18 protein-coding genes are annotated in these 15,945 nt (G+C 72.3%); 11 read left to right on the top strand and 7 right to left on the bottom strand.

Annotated elements, in window-relative coordinates; all coding sequences use genetic code 11:
- The first annotated feature begins 201 nt into the window (after positions 1-201).
- Positions 202-915, top strand: coding sequence for a DinB family protein (locus tag ACFWRV_RS01140; protein WP_384326578.1), 714 nt, complete (start codon positions 202-204; stop codon positions 913-915).
- Between the two features lie 15 nt (positions 916-930).
- Here ACFWRV_RS01140 and ACFWRV_RS01145 read toward each other — a convergent pair whose 3' ends face one another.
- Complete coding sequence (locus ACFWRV_RS01145) at positions 931-1,590, bottom strand: pirin family protein (protein ID WP_384326580.1); 660 nt, start codon at positions 1,588-1,590, stop codon at positions 931-933.
- A gap of 108 nt (positions 1,591-1,698) precedes the next feature.
- Here ACFWRV_RS01145 and ACFWRV_RS01150 point away from each other — a divergent pair, with 108 nt between their 5' ends.
- The 5 genes from ACFWRV_RS01150 (at position 1,699) to fabF (ending at position 6,597) form a co-directional block, all read left to right on the top strand.
- Positions 1,699-2,898 carry a PucR family transcriptional regulator gene (locus tag ACFWRV_RS01150; RefSeq protein ID WP_384326582.1) on the top strand — a complete coding sequence of 400 codons (1,200 nt, stop codon included), beginning with the start codon at positions 1,699-1,701 and terminating at the stop codon, positions 2,896-2,898.
- A gap of 89 nt (positions 2,899-2,987) precedes the next feature.
- Positions 2,988-3,905: an ACP S-malonyltransferase gene (locus ACFWRV_RS01155; protein WP_384326583.1), complete on the top strand. Its 918-nt coding sequence runs from the start codon at positions 2,988-2,990 to the stop codon at positions 3,903-3,905.
- A gap of 9 nt (positions 3,906-3,914) precedes the next feature.
- Positions 3,915-4,946, top strand: coding sequence for a ketoacyl-ACP synthase III (locus ACFWRV_RS01160; RefSeq protein WP_384326585.1), 1,032 nt, complete (start codon positions 3,915-3,917; stop codon positions 4,944-4,946).
- A 63-nt stretch (positions 4,947-5,009) separates the two neighbouring features.
- Positions 5,010-5,258, top strand: a complete 249-nt coding sequence (locus ACFWRV_RS01165) for an acyl carrier protein (RefSeq protein WP_014045780.1) — start codon at positions 5,010-5,012, stop codon at positions 5,256-5,258.
- A gap of 76 nt (positions 5,259-5,334) precedes the next feature.
- Complete coding sequence (fabF, locus tag ACFWRV_RS01170; RefSeq protein ID WP_384326587.1) at positions 5,335-6,597, top strand: beta-ketoacyl-ACP synthase II; 1,263 nt, start codon at positions 5,335-5,337, stop codon at positions 6,595-6,597.
- A 200-nt stretch (positions 6,598-6,797) separates the two neighbouring features.
- Here fabF and ACFWRV_RS01175 read toward each other — a convergent pair whose 3' ends face one another.
- Positions 6,798-7,292, bottom strand: a complete 495-nt coding sequence (locus ACFWRV_RS01175) for a DUF3145 domain-containing protein (protein WP_003969374.1) — start codon at positions 7,290-7,292, stop codon at positions 6,798-6,800.
- Positions 7,293-7,692: 400 nt separating this feature from the next.
- Between ACFWRV_RS01175 and ACFWRV_RS01180 the strand changes: the two genes are divergently transcribed.
- Positions 7,693-8,595, top strand: coding sequence for an SGNH/GDSL hydrolase family protein (locus ACFWRV_RS01180; RefSeq protein ID WP_384326589.1), 903 nt, complete (start codon positions 7,693-7,695; stop codon positions 8,593-8,595).
- Between the two features lie 11 nt (positions 8,596-8,606).
- Entirely contained in the window at positions 8,607-9,632 is a 1,026-nt protein-coding gene (locus ACFWRV_RS01185) for an aldose epimerase family protein (protein ID WP_384326591.1), read from the top strand.
- A 24-nt stretch (positions 9,633-9,656) separates the two neighbouring features.
- Here ACFWRV_RS01185 and ACFWRV_RS01190 read toward each other — a convergent pair whose 3' ends face one another.
- The 4 genes from ACFWRV_RS01190 to ACFWRV_RS01205 all read right to left on the bottom strand — a co-directional run bounded on the left by ACFWRV_RS01190 (position 9,657) and on the right by ACFWRV_RS01205 (position 12,703).
- A complete protein-coding gene (locus ACFWRV_RS01190; protein ID WP_384326593.1) occupies positions 9,657-10,265 on the bottom strand; it encodes a LysE family transporter in 609 nt (202 codons plus the stop codon).
- Positions 10,262-11,077 carry an EI24 domain-containing protein gene (locus ACFWRV_RS01195; protein ID WP_384326595.1) on the bottom strand — a complete coding sequence of 272 codons (816 nt, stop codon included), beginning with the start codon at positions 11,075-11,077 and terminating at the stop codon, positions 10,262-10,264. The genes ACFWRV_RS01190 and ACFWRV_RS01195 overlap by 4 nt, the downstream gene beginning before the upstream one ends.
- Positions 11,078-11,159: 82 nt before the next feature.
- Positions 11,160-11,588 (bottom strand): organic hydroperoxide resistance protein, encoded by a 429-nt coding sequence (locus tag ACFWRV_RS01200; RefSeq protein ID WP_069754619.1) that lies wholly within the window; start codon positions 11,586-11,588, stop codon positions 11,160-11,162.
- 95 nt (positions 11,589-11,683) lie between these two features.
- Positions 11,684-12,703 carry an NADP-dependent oxidoreductase gene (locus tag ACFWRV_RS01205; RefSeq protein ID WP_384326597.1) on the bottom strand — a complete coding sequence of 340 codons (1,020 nt, stop codon included), beginning with the start codon at positions 12,701-12,703 and terminating at the stop codon, positions 11,684-11,686.
- A gap of 131 nt (positions 12,704-12,834) precedes the next feature.
- Between ACFWRV_RS01205 and ACFWRV_RS01210 the strand changes: the two genes are divergently transcribed.
- Positions 12,835-13,266, top strand: a complete 432-nt coding sequence (locus tag ACFWRV_RS01210) for a MarR family winged helix-turn-helix transcriptional regulator (RefSeq protein WP_384326599.1) — start codon at positions 12,835-12,837, stop codon at positions 13,264-13,266.
- A 19-nt stretch (positions 13,267-13,285) separates the two neighbouring features.
- Here the strand turns inward: ACFWRV_RS01210 and ACFWRV_RS01215 are convergent, their stop codons facing one another.
- The gene (locus ACFWRV_RS01215; RefSeq protein WP_384326601.1) at positions 13,286-14,053 is read right to left on the bottom strand and encodes a hypothetical protein; all 768 of its coding nucleotides are present in this window, start codon (positions 14,051-14,053) and stop codon (positions 13,286-13,288) included.
- Between the two features lie 124 nt (positions 14,054-14,177).
- Between ACFWRV_RS01215 and ACFWRV_RS01220 the strand changes: the two genes are divergently transcribed.
- Together ACFWRV_RS01220 and ACFWRV_RS01225 are read left to right on the top strand one after the other, a co-directional pair.
- Complete coding sequence (locus ACFWRV_RS01220; RefSeq protein ID WP_384326603.1) at positions 14,178-14,747, top strand: hypothetical protein; 570 nt, start codon at positions 14,178-14,180, stop codon at positions 14,745-14,747.
- A gap of 131 nt (positions 14,748-14,878) precedes the next feature.
- A complete protein-coding gene (locus ACFWRV_RS01225) occupies positions 14,879-15,916 on the top strand; it encodes a rod shape-determining protein (protein WP_384326605.1) in 1,038 nt (345 codons plus the stop codon).
- The last annotated feature ends 29 nt before the right edge of the window (positions 15,917-15,945 follow it).

Raw genomic sequence — 15,945 nt, forward strand, 5'->3', positions numbered from 1 at the left:
GCGGCCGGGGACGAGGGCGTCGTCCTCGCGTTCGCCACGGGGTGCGCTGCTGGATTCGTCCGCCAGGCGTCCGAGCGGTCCCCGGGGTGATCCGAGGCTCCGGCAGCCCTCCGGGAATTCGGTCGCGCCCGGCCGGGTGAGCCGTTAGCTTCCCTCCGGACGCCGGGGTTCGCCCGGGGCTCTACGACGAGGGAGCTGCGTATGAGCGGCCAGGGTCAGCGGACCGACCGACTGGGCATTCTGCTCGAACAGTTCGATCAGGCACGGGAGATGGCCGAGGTCCGCCTGCACGGACTCGGGGACGAGGAGTATCTGTGGGAGCCCGCCCCCGGCAGCTGGTCGATCCGGCGGCGGGAGGAGGCGGTGACGCCTCGGGCGTACGGTCCCGGCGCCTGGGTGCTCGACAAGGGGGCGCCGGAGATTCCGGCGAGCGAGTACGCGGAGGTCGCGCGGCAGGCGGCGGACGGGATGTCCGTGGCGAAGATCGCCGAGGACTGGAGCGTGAGCGTCGAACGGGTCGAGGAGGTCCTGGCGTTCACCGGTGAGCCGGAGCCCGACGTCGTACCGATCACCACCATCGCGTGGCGGCTGGGGCATCTGCACTCCGACTTCGCGGGCCGGTGGGAGTGGACCTTCGGCGAGCGGCGGCAGGACCCGCATCTGCTGGTCGACTTCACGCCGTCCGCCTCGCTCGCGCAGGACCGCTTCCGGGCGGCGCTCGACCGCCACCGGACGAGCCTGGACACCCTCACCGAGGAGCAGCTCGACACCGTGGGCCTCTCGCGGTATCCGTACGGCTCCGACCCCGACGACGCGTACATCAGCGTCCTGGCCAACGCCAATCTCGAACTCATCCACCACATGGCCGAGATCGCCCTGCTCCGCGACCTGTGGCGGGCTCGCCGGGCCGGATAGGACAGGCGGGCGCCCTCAGCCCGCCAGCTCCCACACCAGCAGCTCCGCCGGCCCCGCCACCGCGACCGCCGACAGGCCCTCCGCATCGGTGATCCGGGCGGCGTCGCCGGGGCCCAGCTCCTCGCCGTCCAGGGCGACCGTCCCCCGCACCACATGCACGTACAGGCGCACCGCGTCCGGAACCGCTGTGCGTTCGTTCTCGGCCAGGCGGCGGACGTGGAGCATCGCGCCCGCGTCGGGCAGGGCGTACGGGGTGGAGTCGGCGATGCCGGGCACGACCGTGTACGAGGGCTCGCCGCCGGGCTCCAGGGGGGCCAGCCACATCTGGAGGAAGGTCAACGGGGCGGAGCCGTCGTTGCGTTCGACGTGGCGGACCCCGGAGGCCGCGCTGAGGTGGGCGACGTCCCCGGGGCGGACGACGGTGGAGTGGCCGGCCGAATCGCGGTGGGTCAGCTCGCCCTCGACGACCCAGGTGACGATCTCCGTATGGCTGTGCGGATGCTCATCGAAGCCCGAGCCCCGTTCGAGGCGCTCCTCGTTGCAGGCCAGGACCGGGCCGAAGCGGAGGTTGTCCGGGTCGTAGAAGGGGCCGAAGGACAGGGCGTGCCGGGTGTCGATCCCGGCGGCCTCGTCCCCGCCCCGGTAGCGGTTCTCGGACCGGTGCACGGATATCACCCGGCCACGGTAACCGGGTGCTCCGCGAGGTGTTCCGCTACCCGCCGGTACGGAGCACCGTCGCCCCGCCCCACCGATCCACCGGCCCGATAAGGCAGTCTTGTCCTCGTGCCCCGACCCGATCCTGAGCAGCCCCCCGCCCACGACGCCCACCTGCACGCCGCGACCCTGAAACGGCTGGAGCAGTCCTCCGGCCGGCTGGCCGCGAACGCGATTGCCCGCATGGACGAATCGCTGCCGTGGTACCGGGCGATGCCGCCGGAGAACCGGTCCTGGATCGGCCTGGTCGCCCAGGCCGGTATCGCCGCGTTCACCGAGTGGTTCCGGCATCCCGAGACCCCGCAGGCCATCTCGACCGATGTGTTCGGCACCGCGCCGCGCGAACTGACCCGGGCCATCACCCTGCGGCAGACCGTGGAGATGGTGCGTACCACGATCGAGGTCATGGAGGCCGCGATCGACGAGGTCGCCGCCCCGGGTGACGAGTCGGTGCTGCGGGAGGCGCTGCTCGTCTACGCGCGCGAGATCGCCTTCGCCACCGCCCAGGTCTACGCCCAGGCCGCCGAGGCCCGGGGCGCCTGGGACGCCCGGCTGGAGTCGCTGGTGGTGAACGCGGTGCTCTCCGGCGAGGCCGACGAGGGGGCGGTGTCCCGGGCCGCCGCGCTCGGCTGGAACTCCCCCGAGCACGTCTGCGTCATCCTCGGCACCGCGCCCGACGGGGACAGCGAGCTGACCGTGGAGGCGATCCGGCGCGCTGCCCGGCACGCCAAGCTCCAGGTCCTCACGGGGGTCCTCGGCAACCGGCTCGTCGTCATCGCGGGCGGCAGCGACAACCCGCTCCAGGTCGCGAAAGGCCTGATCGGGCCGTACGCGGCCGGGCCGGTCGTCGCCGGTCCCGTGGTGCCGGACCTGCTGGCGGCCACCCGGTCCGCGCAGGCGGCGGCCGCCGGACTGAAGGCGTGCCTGGCGTGGCAGGACGCGCCGCGGCCGGTCCTGGCGGACGATCTCCTCCCGGAGCGCGCGATGGCCGGAGACCCGGCCGCGCGGGACCAGTTGGTGGAGGAGATCTACAGACCGCTGGAGGAGGCCGGTTCGGCTCTCCTGGAAACGCTGAGTGTCTATCTGGAGCAGGCGAGCAGTCTGGAAGGCGCCGCACGGATGCTGTTTGTGCACCCCAACACCGTGCGCTACCGGCTGCGACGTGTGACCGACGTCACCGGATGGTCACCCTCTGATGTGCGCTCCGCGTTCACGCTGCGGATCGCCCTGATCCTGGGGCGCTTGGCCGCAGCGGATCCCCAGTCCTAGACTTTTGTTGGACTCCAACAATTCCCCCGACGGTTCTTCGTCCCTGTCCCCACGGGCGTGCGGAGCCGTCCACAAGAGAGAGTGTGAGGGTGCTCGTACTCGTCGCTCCCGGCCAAGGCGCTCAGACGCCCGGCTTCCTGACTCCCTGGCTCGACCTCCCCGGTGCCGCCGACCGCATCGCGGGCTGGTCCGACGCCATCGGGCTCGACCTTGCCCACTACGGCACGAAGGCCGACGCGGACGAGATCCGCGACACGGCCGTGGCCCAGCCGCTCCTGGTGGCCGCCGGACTGCTCTCGGCCACCGCCCTGGACGCCGCGTCCCCCGATGTCGTCGCGGGCCACAGCGTCGGTGAGATCACCGCCGCCACGCTGGCCGGCGTCATCGAGGACGAGGCCGCGCTGCGCTTCGTCCGTACCCGGGGCCTCGGCATGGCCGCGGCCGCCGCGGTCACCGAGACCGGGATGGCGGCCCTCCTCGGCGGCGACCCCGCCGTCACGGTGCCGCACCTGGAGAAGCTCGGGCTGACCCCGGCCAACGTCAACGGCGGCGGGCAGATCGTCGCCGCCGGAACGGCGGCACAGATCGCCGCCCTGGAGGCCGACAAGCCCGAAGGCGTGCGCCGGGTCGTCCCGCTGAAGGTGGCCGGCGCGTTCCACACGCACCACATGGCCCCGGCCGTGGAGAAGCTGCGCGCGGCGGTCGGCGACCTCACGGTCTCCGACCCGACCGTGCGCTACGTTTCCAACGCCGACGGCCACACCGTGGCCACCGGCACCGAGGTCGTCGCCCGGCTGGTCGGGCAGGTCGCCAACCCGGTCCGCTGGGACCTGTGCATGGAGACCTTCCAGTCCCTGGGCGTCACCGCACTCGTCGAGCTGAGCCCCGGCGGCACGCTGACCGGGCTCGCCAAGCGCGCGCTGCCCGGCGTCCGGACGCTCGCCCTCAAGACCCCCGACGACCTCGACGCGGCCCGCGCGCTCATGTCCGAGCACGCAGGCGTCTAAGGAGCGAGCATGTCGAAGATCAAGCCCAGCAAGGGCGCCCCGTACGCACGGATCCTCGGGGTCGGCGGCTACCGCCCGACCCGGGTCGTGCCGAACGAGGTGATCCTCGAGACGATCGACTCGTCCGACGAGTGGATCCGCTCCCGCTCCGGCATCGTGACCCGCCACTGGGCCTCCGAGGAGGAGACCGTGGCCGCGATGTCGATCGAGGCGTCCGGCAAGGCCATCGCCGACGCCGGGATCGACCCCGAGCAGATCGGCGCGGTCGTCGTCTCGACCGTCTCGCACTTCAAGCAGACCCCGGCCGTCGCCACCGAGATCGCCCACAAGATCGGCTCGGGCAAGCCCGCCGCCTTCGACATCTCGGCCGGCTGCGCGGGCTTCGGCTACGGCCTCACCCTCGCCAAGGGCATGGTGGTCGAGGGCTCGGCGGAGTACGTCCTGGTGATCGGCGTGGAGCGGCTCAGCGACCTGACCGACCTGGAGGACCGCGCGACGGCCTTCCTGTTCGGTGACGGTGCGGGCGCGGTCGTCGTGGGCCCCTCCCCGGAACCGGCCATCGGCCCGACCGTGTGGGGCTCCGAGGGCGACAAGTCCGAGACCATCAAGCAGACGGTCGGCTGGAACGAGTTCCGCCTCGGCGACGTCTCCCAACTGCCCCTCGACTCCAAGGGCGAGGTCAAGTTCCCGGCCATCACGCAGGAGGGCCAGGCGGTGTTCCGCTGGGCCGTCTTCGAGATGGCGAAGGTCGCCCAGCAGGCGCTGGACGCGGCCGGGATCGCCCCGGAAGACCTGGACGTCTTCATCCCGCACCAGGCCAACATGCGGATCATCGATTCGATGGTGAAGACCCTGAAGCTGCCGGAGCACGTCACGGTCGCCCGTGACATCGAGTCCACCGGCAACACGTCCGCCGCCTCGATCCCGCTCGCGATGGAGCGGCTTCTGGCGACCGGTCAGGCGAAGAGCGGCGACACCGCGCTCGTCATCGGCTTCGGGGCGGGTCTCGTCTACGCCGCGACGGTCGTTACCCTCCCCTAGGCACACCGGACCTTTTGGTCCGTAGCTACGAACACTGAAGAAACCCACCGAAGGAGCGCCAAGATGGCCGCCACGCAGGAAGAGATCGTCACCGGTCTCGCCGAGATCGTCAACGAGATCGCCGGTATCCCGGTCGAGGACGTCCAGCTGGACAAGTCCTTCACCGACGACCTGGACGTCGACTCGCTGTCCATGGTCGAGGTCGTCGTCGCCGCCGAGGAGCGCTTCGACGTCAAGATCCCCGACGAGGACGTCAAGAACCTCAAGACGGTCGGCGACGCCGCCGACTACATCCTGAAGCACCAGGGCTGATCCCAGCCCGGCTGTGTCGCCACCCGGCGGTGGCGCCGCTGATTCACGACCCTCTACACGTGGAGAAGATTTTCCAGTGAACTCGACCAATCGCACCGTGGTCGTCACCGGTATCGGCGCAACCACTCCGCTGGGTGGCGACTCCGCATCGACCTGGGAAGGTCTGATGGCCGGCCGGTCCGGCGTCAAGCCTCTCGAAGGCGAGCGCTTCGCCGAACTGCCCGTCCGGATCGCCGCCCTCGCGGCCGTCGACCCGGGCGACGTCCTTCCTCGCCCGCTGGCCCGCAAGCTGGACCGCTCCGCGCAGTTCGCGCTGATCGCGGCCCGCGAGGCCTGGGCGGACGCGGGCTTCACCGCCAAGGCCGGTGAGGACGAGACCATCGTTCCCGAGCGTCTGGGTTCGGTCATCGCCTCCGGCATCGGCGGCGTGATCACCCTGCTCGACCAGTACGACGTGCTGAAGGAGAAGGGCGTACGCCGCGTCTCCCCGCACACCGTTCCCATGCTCATGCCCAACGGCCCGGCGGCCAACGTCGGCCTGGAGGTCAACGCCCAGGCCGGTGTCCACACGCCCGTCTCCGCCTGCGCGTCCGGCGCGGAGGCGATCGGGTACGCCGTCGAGATGATCCGTACCGGACGTGCCGACGTGGTCGTCGCCGGTGGCACCGAGGCGGCGATCCACCCGCTGCCGATCGCGGCCTTCGCCAACATGATGGCGATGTCCAAGAGCAACGACGAGCCCGAGAAGGCCTCGCGCCCGTACGACACCGGCCGGGACGGCTTCGTCCTCGGCGAGGGTGCGGGCGTCGTCATCCTGGAGTCCGCCGAGCACGCCGCGAAGCGTGGCGCGAAGGTCTACTGCGAGGCACTGGGCCAGGGCCTGTCGGCCGACGCCCACCACATCGCGCAGCCCGAGCCCACCGGGCGGGGCATCGCCGCCGCGATGCAGAACCTGCTGGACTCCAGCGACCTCAAGCCGTCCGAGGTGGTCCACCTCAACGCGCACGCCACGTCGACGCCGCAGGGCGACCTCGCGGAGATCAAGGCGCTGCGCAAGGTGCTGGGCGACGACCTGGACCATGTCGCGATCTCCGCGACGAAGTCGATGACGGGTCACCTGCTGGGCGGCGCGGGCGGTATCGAGACGGTGGCCACCGTTCTCGCGCTGCACCACCGCATCGCTCCGCCCACCATCAACGTCGACGAGCTCGACGAGGCGATCGACGCGGACATCGTGCGCGGTGAGCCCCGGGTGCTGCCCGAGGGGCCGATCGCTGCGATCAACAACTCGTTCGGGTTCGGCGGGCACAACGTGGTGCTGGCGTTCCGGTCCGTGTGACGCCAGGCCCTCCGGGCGCCTGTACGTGTGAAGCCCGCTTCCCGGGTCCTGGGAGGCGGGCTTCGTCGTTCTTCGGGGCTCCGCCCGGACCCCGCTCCGCAATCGCCGGAGGGGCTTGAATTGCTCGCCGATCCCCGCTGGGTGAACGGGGCCCAAGGGGCTTGAATGGCCCGGCGGGGCTCGATGTTGCGCCCCGGCAGCTAGACCACCTGGTGCAGCCAGCGAACAGGCGCGCCCTCGCCCGCGTGGCGGAAGGACTCCAGCTCGTCGTCCCAGGGCTTGCCGAGCAGGGAGGCGATCTCGGCCTCCAGATCGCTCTCGCCGCGCACCGAGCGCGCCAGCGCGGCCCGCAGCCGGTCCTCGGGGATCAGGATGTCGCCGTGCATGCCGGTGACGGCGTGGAAGATGCCGAGGCCGGGGGTGGAGCTGTAGCGCTCGCCCTCGGCGGTGGGGCACGGCTCGGCGGTCACCTCGAAGCGCAGCAGGTCCCAGCCGCGCAGGGCGGAGGCGAGCTGCGAGGCGGTGCCGGCGCGGCCCTTCCAGGAGAATTCGGACCGCCAGGTGCCGGGGGCGGCCGGCTGTCTGATCCAGTCCAGCTGGACCCGCACACCGAGGACGCCCGCCACGGCCCACTCGACATGTGGGCACAGCGCGCGCGGTGCGGAGTGAACGTACAGGACTCCACGTGTCGTCACCGGAACCTCCCGTGTGGGACGAGGTACGCCTTCCCCAGCGGCCTCGCGCCCGTACCGCCTTTTTCCGGCCAGAGCCCGAGGTTGTCATCAGTAAACAGCATCGGGAGTTAATCTCCAGAAAAGGGACAGTATGTGACGTGACGTAATGTACCGGAGCCGTCCGTGTGTGCGCGGGCGGGCGGGACGCCACTGGTTCGACGGGGAAAAGCTACCGTGCGCCGGGGCCGTCCGTGTGACGTACCGTCGGTCTCAGGCCTCTGATTCGCCGGCTTTCACCCGGCAGGGCGCGCAGAGCCCCGACCTGGGGATCGTGTGCGTGCCGGGGGCATGTCCAGAGGCATACGCCAAGGGTTGACCGGAGGGGATCCGACTGATGCCGGAGCGTGTGACACGCCCACGAATGCGTACCGCCACCGCCGCGCTGAGCGCGCTCTCGGCTCTCGGCGTCGCCGCGCTGGCCGGATGCGGTGGCGGCGGCTCGGAGGGCGGCGTGTCGCGGAGCGCGCCGGACTCCTCGCGCAGCGCGTCGCCGTCCCCCTCCCGCACCCCGGACTGGAACCCCCGGCCCGGGTCGATCGCCGCGGTCGGGGACTCGATCACCCGGGGGTTCGACGCGTGTTCGGTGCTGGCCGACTGCCCCGAGGCGTCGTGGGCGACCGGGACGGACGACGCGGTGCGCAGCCTCGCGGTCCGGCTGCTCGGCCCGGCGAAGGCGGCGGACCGCAGCTGGAACCACGCGGTGTCGGGGTCCCGGATGGTGCAGTTGCCCGAGCAGATGGCGCTGGCGGCGAAGGAGCGGCCGGAGCTGGTGACGGTGATGACGGGCGCGAACGACGCGTGCCGGGACTCGGTGCGGCTGATGACGCCGGTGGCGGACTTCCGGGCCTCGTTCGAGGCGTCGATGCGGCAGCTGCGGGCCGGGGCGCCGAAGGCGCAGGTGTACGTCTCCAGCGTGCCGGACCTGAAGCGACTCTGGTCGACGGGGCGGGTGAACGAGCTGGGCAAGAAGATCTGGCAGCTCGGGATCTGTCAGTCGATGCTGGCCGACGCGGACGACCTGGGGCCCGCGGCCGTGGCCCGGCGGGACGCGGTGCAGGACCGGGTGGTGGCGTACAACGAGGTGCTGCGGGACGTGTGTGCGAAGGACCGTCACTGCCGGTACGACGGCGGGGCGGTGTACGACTTCCGCTTCACCGGGACGCAGCTCAGCCCGTGGGACTGGTTCCACCCGAGCCGGGACGGCCAGGCCCGGCTGGCGGAGATCGCCTACCGCAACGTCACGGCCGCGGAGCCGCCCGCGTAGGGTCGGTGACCATGACCTCGGGTACGGAGACGGGCACGGCCACGGACACGGCGGTACGCGCGGAGGACTTCGGCGCCCTCGCGGACGGGTCGCCCGTCCGCCGGTGGACGCTGGAGCGGGACGGGGTCCGGGTGCGGGTCCTGACCTACGGGGCGATCGTGCAGTCGGTGGAGGCGCCCGGCCGGGACGGCTCGTCCGCCCCGGTGGCGCTCGGGCTGCCGGAGGTCGCGGACTACGAGCGGTTCCCCGCCCCCTACTTCGGCGCGGTGGTCGGGCGGTACGCGAACCGGATCGGGGGCGCGTCGTTCGTCCTGGACGGGCGCAGGCACCGGCTCACGCCCAACGAGGGCGGCAACCATCTGCACGGCGGCGCCAGGGGCTTCGACAAGCGCGTGTGGGACGCGGTGGCGGTGCCGGGCGGGGTGCGGATGTCCCTGGTCTCGGCGGACGGGGACGAGGGGTATCCGGGGCGGCTCGACTTCTCGGTGACGTACACCCTGGGGCCGGGCGGGGCGCTGCTGCTCGACCACCGGGCGGTGACCGACGCCCCGACCGTGCTGAACCCGACCAGCCACCTGTACTGGAATCTGGCGGGCGCGGAGAGCGGGAGCGCGCTGGGGCAGCAGTTGCGGATCGCGGCGGGTCACTTCACGCCGGTGGACGCGGCGTCGGTGCCGACCGGTGAGCTGTCGCCGGTGGCCGGGACCCGGTTCGACTTCCGTCGGACGCGGGCGGTGGGTGCGGGGTACGACCAGAACTTCGTGCTGGAGGCGGCGGCCCGGGGCGTGGACGCCGTCGCCGCCGAACTGTACGACGCCTGGTCCGGGCGGGTGCTGACCGTACGGACCACCGAGCCGGGGCTCCAGCTGTACACGGCCGACCACTTCGACGGGCGGCCGTTCGGGCCGTGCGGCGGGATCGCGCTGGAGACCCAGCACTTCCCGGACTCGCCGAACCGGCCGGAGTTCCCCTCGACGGTCCTCCGGCCGGGCGAGGAGTTCACCTCGCGCACCGCGTACGCCTTCTCGGTGCGCTGAGGCCCTCCTCCCGCCGCTCTCCGCTCAGCGGGCCAGGCCCAGGGTGACGCCGAGGCCGACCAGGACCGAGCCGATCGAGCGGTTCAGCGCCTTCTGGCGGCGCAGCATCGCGCCGCGCAGCCGGGAGTGCGAGAAGAACAGCGCGACCAGGGCGAACCAGCCGAGGTGGGCGGCCGACATGAACAGGCCGTACCCCGCCTGTGCCCACAGGGCGGTCTCGGGGCCGACGACCTGCGTGAAGGTCGCGACGACGAACAGGGTCGTCTTCGGGTTGAGGGCGTTGGTCAGGAAGCCGCTGCGCAGCGCCCCGAACGGGGAGAGCCCCGGCCGGTCCGCCAGGTCGACGTCGAGGTCGGCGCGGGCCAGGAAGGTGCGCACCCCGATGTAGATCAGGTAGGCGGCGCCGGCCAGTTTGACCGCGGTGAACAGGGCGGTCGAGGAGGCGATGAGCAGCCCGACGCCGAGCATCGTGTACGTGACGTGGACCAGGACGCCCGCGGCGACCCCGGTGGCCGCGAGGACGCCGGTGGTGCGCCCGTACAGATAGCTGTTGCGGACGACCATGGCGAAGTCGGCGCCCGGGGAGATGACCGCGAGGACGGTGATGGCGGCGACCGCCAGCAGCTCGGTCACGCGGACCACGCCCGGGGGGCCGGTGCGTCACCGCTGTCGGCGGTGCCGGGACCGGGTTCCGGGGCCCGGGCCTGGTCCGGGTCCACCAGGTCGCGGGCGAGCAGGGTGGCCCCGGCGACGGCTCCCGGCATCAGGAACACGGCGACGAACGGGATCAGGAACGCCAGGGTCAGCGGGACGCCGAAGCCGAGCACCAGCAGCCGGCGGCCGCGCAGCAGGACGAGGCGGTCCTTGAGGACCATGCCCCGGCGCTGGAGGGCGACGGCGGTCAGCTCCTCGGCCAGGAAGTAGCCGGAGACGCAGAAGCCGATCGCGGGGACCACGGTCTGCCCGACGACGGGGATGAAACCGCAGGCGAAGAGGACGATCCCGTACAGGGCGACGCGCAGCAGGATGCGCAGGGAGTCGCGGGCGGAGATCCACAGTTCCCGCCAGAGCGGCAGTCCGGACTCGGGGACCTCGCCGCCCTCGCTGCGGTCGACCTCCTCGGAGAGCGACTCGTAGAAGGGCTGGCCGACCAGCAGGGTGACGGCGGTGAAGGTGATGACCGCGAGGAACAGGCCGAAGACGAAGACGAGCGCGGTCAGCCCGGTGCGCAGCAGGCCCTGCCAGGGTGAGGACCAGTCGTCGGCGAACGGGGTCGCCCAGCCGACGAAGTCGTCGGCTCCGTAGCCGAGTCCGATCAGCGCCCCGGCGTAGACGACGAGGGTGACCAGTCCGGGCAGCAGCCCGAATCCGAACCATCGCCCGTGTTGGGCAACCCAGCGCTGCCCCTTCATCAAGTAACCGAAACCCGCCCCGAGATCACTCATGGGCGTCAGCGTACTGGCGTACGCGAACAGCGAGGACCGCACCCCGGGGTGGGGTGCGGTCCTCGCGCGGGGCCTGGACGGGTCAGGCGACCGAGAGCGCGACGTTGATGTTGCCGCGGGTGGCGTTCGAGTACGGGCAGACCTGGTGGGCCTTCTCGATGAGCGCCTGCGCGGTGGCGGCGTCGACGTTCGGGATGGAGGCGCTGATCGCGACCTCCAGGCCGAAGCCGCCGGCCTCGGTCTTGCCGATGGAGACCGAGGCGGTCACGGTGGAGCCGGAGATGTCGGCCTTCTCCTGGCGGGCCACGACGCCCAGCGCACCCTGGAAGCAGGCGCTGTAGCCGGCCGCGAAGAGCTGCTCGGGGTTGGTGCCCGCGCCGCTGCCGCCCATGGCCTTCGGCGGGTTCACGACGACGTCGAGCTGACCGTCGTCGGAGGAGACCCGGCCGTCGCGGCCGTTCTCGGCGGTGGCGACGGCGGTGTAGGCGACGTCGATCTTCTGAATGGTCATGGTGTGAGGATTCCTCCTGTTGGTGCGCCGCGACTCGCGCCCACGATCGCGACGGCCTGGGATGAGCCTAACGGGTGGCCGCGACGGGACCGGGGTCAGACCAGGGAAACGATCATCTTGCCGGTGTTCTCGCCGCGCAGCAGGCCGACGAACGCGTCGTAGCCGTGCTCGATGCCCTCGACCGTCGTCTCCCGGTACTTCAGCTCGCCCGAGGCCAGCCAGCCGGCGACCTCCTGGACGAACTGCTGCTGAAGGTCGGCGTGGTCGCCGACGAGCATGCCCTGGAGGCGCAGCCGCTTGCCGATGATCATCGCCATGTTCTTCGGGCCGGGGGTCGGCTCGGTGGAGTTGTACTGGGCGATCATGCCGCAGATGGTGGCGCGGCCGTGCAGGTTGAGCGAGGAGATCGCGGCTTCGAGGTGCTCGCCGCCGACGTTGTCGAAGTAGACGTCGATGCCGTCGGGGGCGGCTTCCTTGAGCTGGTCGCGGACCGGCCCGTTCTTGTAGTTGAACGCGGCGTCGAATCCGTACTCCTCGGTGAGGAGCTTGACCTTCTCGTCGGAGCCGGCGGAGCCGATGACCCGCGAGGCGCCCTTGAGCTTCGCCATCTGGCCGACCTGGCTGCCGACGGCCCCGGCCGCGCCGGAGACGAAGACCGCGTCGCCCTCCTTGAAGGAGGCCACGTCGAACAGGCCCGCGTAGGCGGTGAGTCCGGTCATGCCGAGCACGCCGAGGTAGGCGGAGAGCGGGGCGAGGTCGGGGTCGACCTTGACCGCGTGCTTGGCGGGCAGGTCGGCGATCTCGCGCCAGCCGAGGCCGTGCAGGACGTGGTCGCCGACAGCGATCCCCTCGGCGTTCGAGGCGATGACCTCGCCGACCGCGCCGCCGTCCATGGGGTGGTCGAGCTTGAAGGGCGGGGTGTACGACTTCACGTCGTTCATCCGGCCGCGCATGTACGGGTCGACCGAGAAGTGCGTGTTGCGGACGAGGATGCGGCCTTCGGCCGGAGCGGCCACCGCGGCCTCACGCAGCGCGAAGTCCTCGGCCTTGGGCCAGCCGTGGGGGCGGGCGACCAGGTGCCATTCGCGGCTGGACGTGGGAAGTGCTGCAGACATGGGCTCGGGTTCTCCTCAATGTCCTACGGGGGGTGAGCCTCCGCGCCCGATGGCGCGAAAAGCTTCATTACATGAAACAACCATGCTCCTGAATATTTCATGATGTCAAGTAAATCGGTACGCTGTCGTCCATGGCCACTCGCACAGACCCCCTGACCCTTGAGGTCGTCGAGCTCATCGGCACCGTCGTGGCGCGCTACCACGAGGAGTACGACCGGGCCGCCGCCGAGCACTCCCTCACGGGCGCGCAGGCACGGGTGCTCGGGCTGCTCTCCCTGGAGCCCCTGCCGATGCGGAAGATCGCCCTCAGGCTGAAGTGCGAGCCGTCGAACATCACCGGGATCGTCGACCGCCTGGAGACCCGGGAACTGGTCGAGCGCAGGCCCGATCCGGCCGACCGGCGGGTGAAGCTGGCCGCCGCGACGGAGAAGGGCAGGCGCACGGCCCGCGAGCTGCGGGACGCGCTGGACTTCGCCCGGGAGCCGCTGGCCGGACTCTCCGACGCCGAGCGCACGGTCCTGCGGGACCTGCTGCGCCGGATGCTGGGCGAGACGCCCGCCTAGGACGTGCCCCGGTCGGTGCTCACGTGCACCACCACAGGAAGCGGGTGCAGGTCGGGGACGGGGTCGGGGTGGGCGTCGGCTCGGCCGGGGGCGGCGGGGGCGCGGGCGCGGTCGTCGGCTCCTGGGGATCGCCCGGTCCCTGCGGGTCGGCGGGCGGGCTGTCGGGGGCGTCGGAGGGGTCCGCGTCGTCGGGGTCCGGGGAGGTGGTGGGTTCCTCCGGGGCGGAGGGGCCGGGGCTCGGAGACCCGGTCGGATCCGCCGGGGCACCGCTGCGGGCGTCCGCCGGTGAGGCGTCCGTCCCGGGGTCCGTGGTCGCCCCAGCGGGGGAGTCGACCGGGCCGGGATCGCGGGGCGCGTCGGCGGACGACTCCTGCGGCGCGGCCTCGGTCGGACCGCCCGGCTCCTCACGGACGAAGTCGGCGGCGGTGTCGTCCCGCCCGGGCTCCAGGGCCAGTTCCGCCAGGCTCAGGGCGCCCGCCGCGAGGAGCAGCCCGAGGGCCCCGAGCAGGACGGTCCGGCCGCGGCGGCGGTGACTGCCGCGGGCCCGGCGCCGCGCACCGGGGCGGGTGGTGCGCGGGGCCGCCCGCCGGGCGTCGCGCCGGGTGCGACGGCGGGCGTCGGGCTCGTCGGCCGGGGCGGCTCTCCCGTCGGGCGCGGCCGCTCCGTCCGGTGCGAAGCCGGCGGGCGCGGGCACGGGGTAGGGGCCCAGCGCCTCGGCGGGCGTACCGCACCCGGCGCAGGCCAGGGCTCCGTTGAGATGCCGTCGGCACGGGTGGCAGTAATCCATGGCGCCCGCAGGTTAGGCGTGCACAGAACAACCAGGGAAGCCGCACAGGTGAGGATCTTGTGAGGAAGCCCGGATTCCGGTGACAGCCGGTCCGATACGCCTGACACGCGGGAGGATGGGCGGCATGAGCACTCCCGCCCCCTTCGGCCCCCTCCAGTTCCAACTCGTCCTGCTGCGCCGGATGGCCGATTTCCAGCCCGGCCTGGTGGAGGAGGCCCGGCAGGAGCTGAGCGCCTCCCTCGCCGACCTCCGGGAGGCCAACCGCCGCTGGCAGGCCATGGTGCGCGCGCCCCGGGGACGGGGATCCCTGCGGCGCTATCGCTCGGTGCTCGGCGAACCGGAGCTGACCCTGCCGCGCCGTATCGGGGACCTGGAGTGCGAGGCGCTGCTGTGGCCGGTGCCGCTCTGGCCCGACCTGCGGTTCGAGGTGATGGCCGGGCCCGGCGGGGCCGTCTGGAACGAGTGGCTGGTCCGGGCCCCGGGCGCGGCGGGCCCGGACCTCACCTCCGTGACGGACCTGCTCCCCTGGTCGTGCACCGTGGACGAGGCGGCCCGCGCCTTTCCTCCGGCCCGGCCGATGGAAGGCAGCGCCCCGACCCGGTGGTCGCTGGCCGTCACCGACCCCGCCTCCGGCCGGGAGCGGGTCGCCGAGTTCACCTGGGGTCTGTTCCAGCGGCTGCTGCCCGCCGGGTGAGCTGAGGATCCGTCAGCTCCTGCCCCCTTACGGCGCAGCTCAACGCGCGCGACGGGCCGGACAGCGCGACCATGCAAGGAGAGACCGGCTGCCGCCGGTGCCCCCCATCCGCGCTCTCGGGAGAACTCGCCGTGACCGTCAGCCTTGAGCAGTTGCAGCGTTGCCATGTCGCCGTCGACCTCGGGGCCGCGAGGACCCGGGTGTACGTGAAGGGGCTCGGGCTCGTCGTCGACGAACCGAGCGTCGCCGCCGTCAACACCCGTACCGGCTCCCTCATCGCCGTCGGCGCACTCGCCGAGCAGATGACCGGCCGCACCCCCGAGTACATCCGGGTGGCCCGCCCGGTCTCCGGCGGCACCGTCGTCGACATCGAGATGGCCCAGCGGATGCTGCGCCACCTGCTGGGTGACAAGCTCCGCCGCCAGTTGCGCCGCAAGCCCCGGCTGCGGGCCGCCGCCTGCACTCCGCACGAGGCCGATCCGCTGGCCCAGCGCGCGACGGTGGAGACCCTGGTCGGGCTCGGCGCCCGCCGGGTCGAGCTGGTGGACACGCTGATCGCGGCGGCGGTGGGCTGCGGGCTGCCGGTCGAGCAGCCGACCGCCACCATGATCATGGCGTGCGGGGCCGCCACCACCCAGATCGCGGTGCTCTCGCTCGGCTCGATCGTGACCGCCGTACGCATCCCGGTCGGCGGCAACGCGATCGACGAGGCGATCATCCAGTACCTGCGCCAGCGCCACGAGCTGCTGCTGCCGAGCCAGTCCGTGCGCCCGCTCCAGCTGGCGCTGCACGGCAACGGGCTCCAGCTCACCGGCCCCGCCCTCACCGACATCCACGGCCGCGACGTGGCGACCGGCCTGGCCCGTACGGTGCAGGTCGACACCGCCGCCGTACGGCAGGCCATCAACACCCCGCTCACCGCGGTGCTGGACGGGGTCGGCAAGGTGCTCCGCGACTGCCCGCCGGACCTGGTGGCCGACCTCGCGGACCGCGGGATCATGATGGTGGGCGGCACCGCGCTGCTCCCGGGCCTCGACCAGATGCTGCGTGACGCGACCGGGATGCCGGTGCACATCGCGGAGCGCCCCGACGTCTGCTCGGTGCTCGGCCTGGGCGCGATGCTGGACGGCAAGATCCAGCCGATGGTCCTCAACCCGCTGGCGGGGTGAGCCCGTCGGCGCGGACGCCCGGTCGCGTG

Origin of the sequence: Streptomyces sp. NPDC058576 (assembly GCF_042718715.1) — a bacterium.
GTDB lineage: Bacteria > Actinomycetota > Actinomycetes > Streptomycetales > Streptomycetaceae > Streptomyces.

Coding starts and splice junctions, on each gene's coding strand:
- ACFWRV_RS01140 (WP_384326578.1), top strand. CDS start 202: ATGAGCGGCCAGGGTCAGCGGACCGACCGACTGGGCATTCTGCTCGAA.
- ACFWRV_RS01160 (WP_384326585.1), top strand. CDS start 3,915: ATGTCGAAGATCAAGCCCAGCAAGGGCGCCCCGTACGCACGGATCCTC.
- ACFWRV_RS01165 (WP_014045780.1), top strand. CDS start 5,010: ATGGCCGCCACGCAGGAAGAGATCGTCACCGGTCTCGCCGAGATCGTC.
- ACFWRV_RS01180 (WP_384326589.1), top strand. CDS start 7,693: ATGCGTACCGCCACCGCCGCGCTGAGCGCGCTCTCGGCTCTCGGCGTC.
- ACFWRV_RS01185 (WP_384326591.1), top strand. CDS start 8,607: ATGACCTCGGGTACGGAGACGGGCACGGCCACGGACACGGCGGTACGC.
- ACFWRV_RS01195 (WP_384326595.1), bottom strand. CDS start 11,077: ATGAGTGATCTCGGGGCGGGTTTCGGTTACTTGATGAAGGGGCAGCGC.
- ACFWRV_RS01200 (WP_069754619.1), bottom strand. CDS start 11,588: ATGACCATTCAGAAGATCGACGTCGCCTACACCGCCGTCGCCACCGCC.
- ACFWRV_RS01205 (WP_384326597.1), bottom strand. CDS start 12,703: ATGTCTGCAGCACTTCCCACGTCCAGCCGCGAATGGCACCTGGTCGCC.
- ACFWRV_RS01210 (WP_384326599.1), top strand. CDS start 12,835: ATGGCCACTCGCACAGACCCCCTGACCCTTGAGGTCGTCGAGCTCATC.
- ACFWRV_RS01215 (WP_384326601.1), bottom strand. CDS start 14,053: ATGGATTACTGCCACCCGTGCCGACGGCATCTCAACGGAGCCCTGGCC.
- ACFWRV_RS01220 (WP_384326603.1), top strand. CDS start 14,178: ATGAGCACTCCCGCCCCCTTCGGCCCCCTCCAGTTCCAACTCGTCCTG.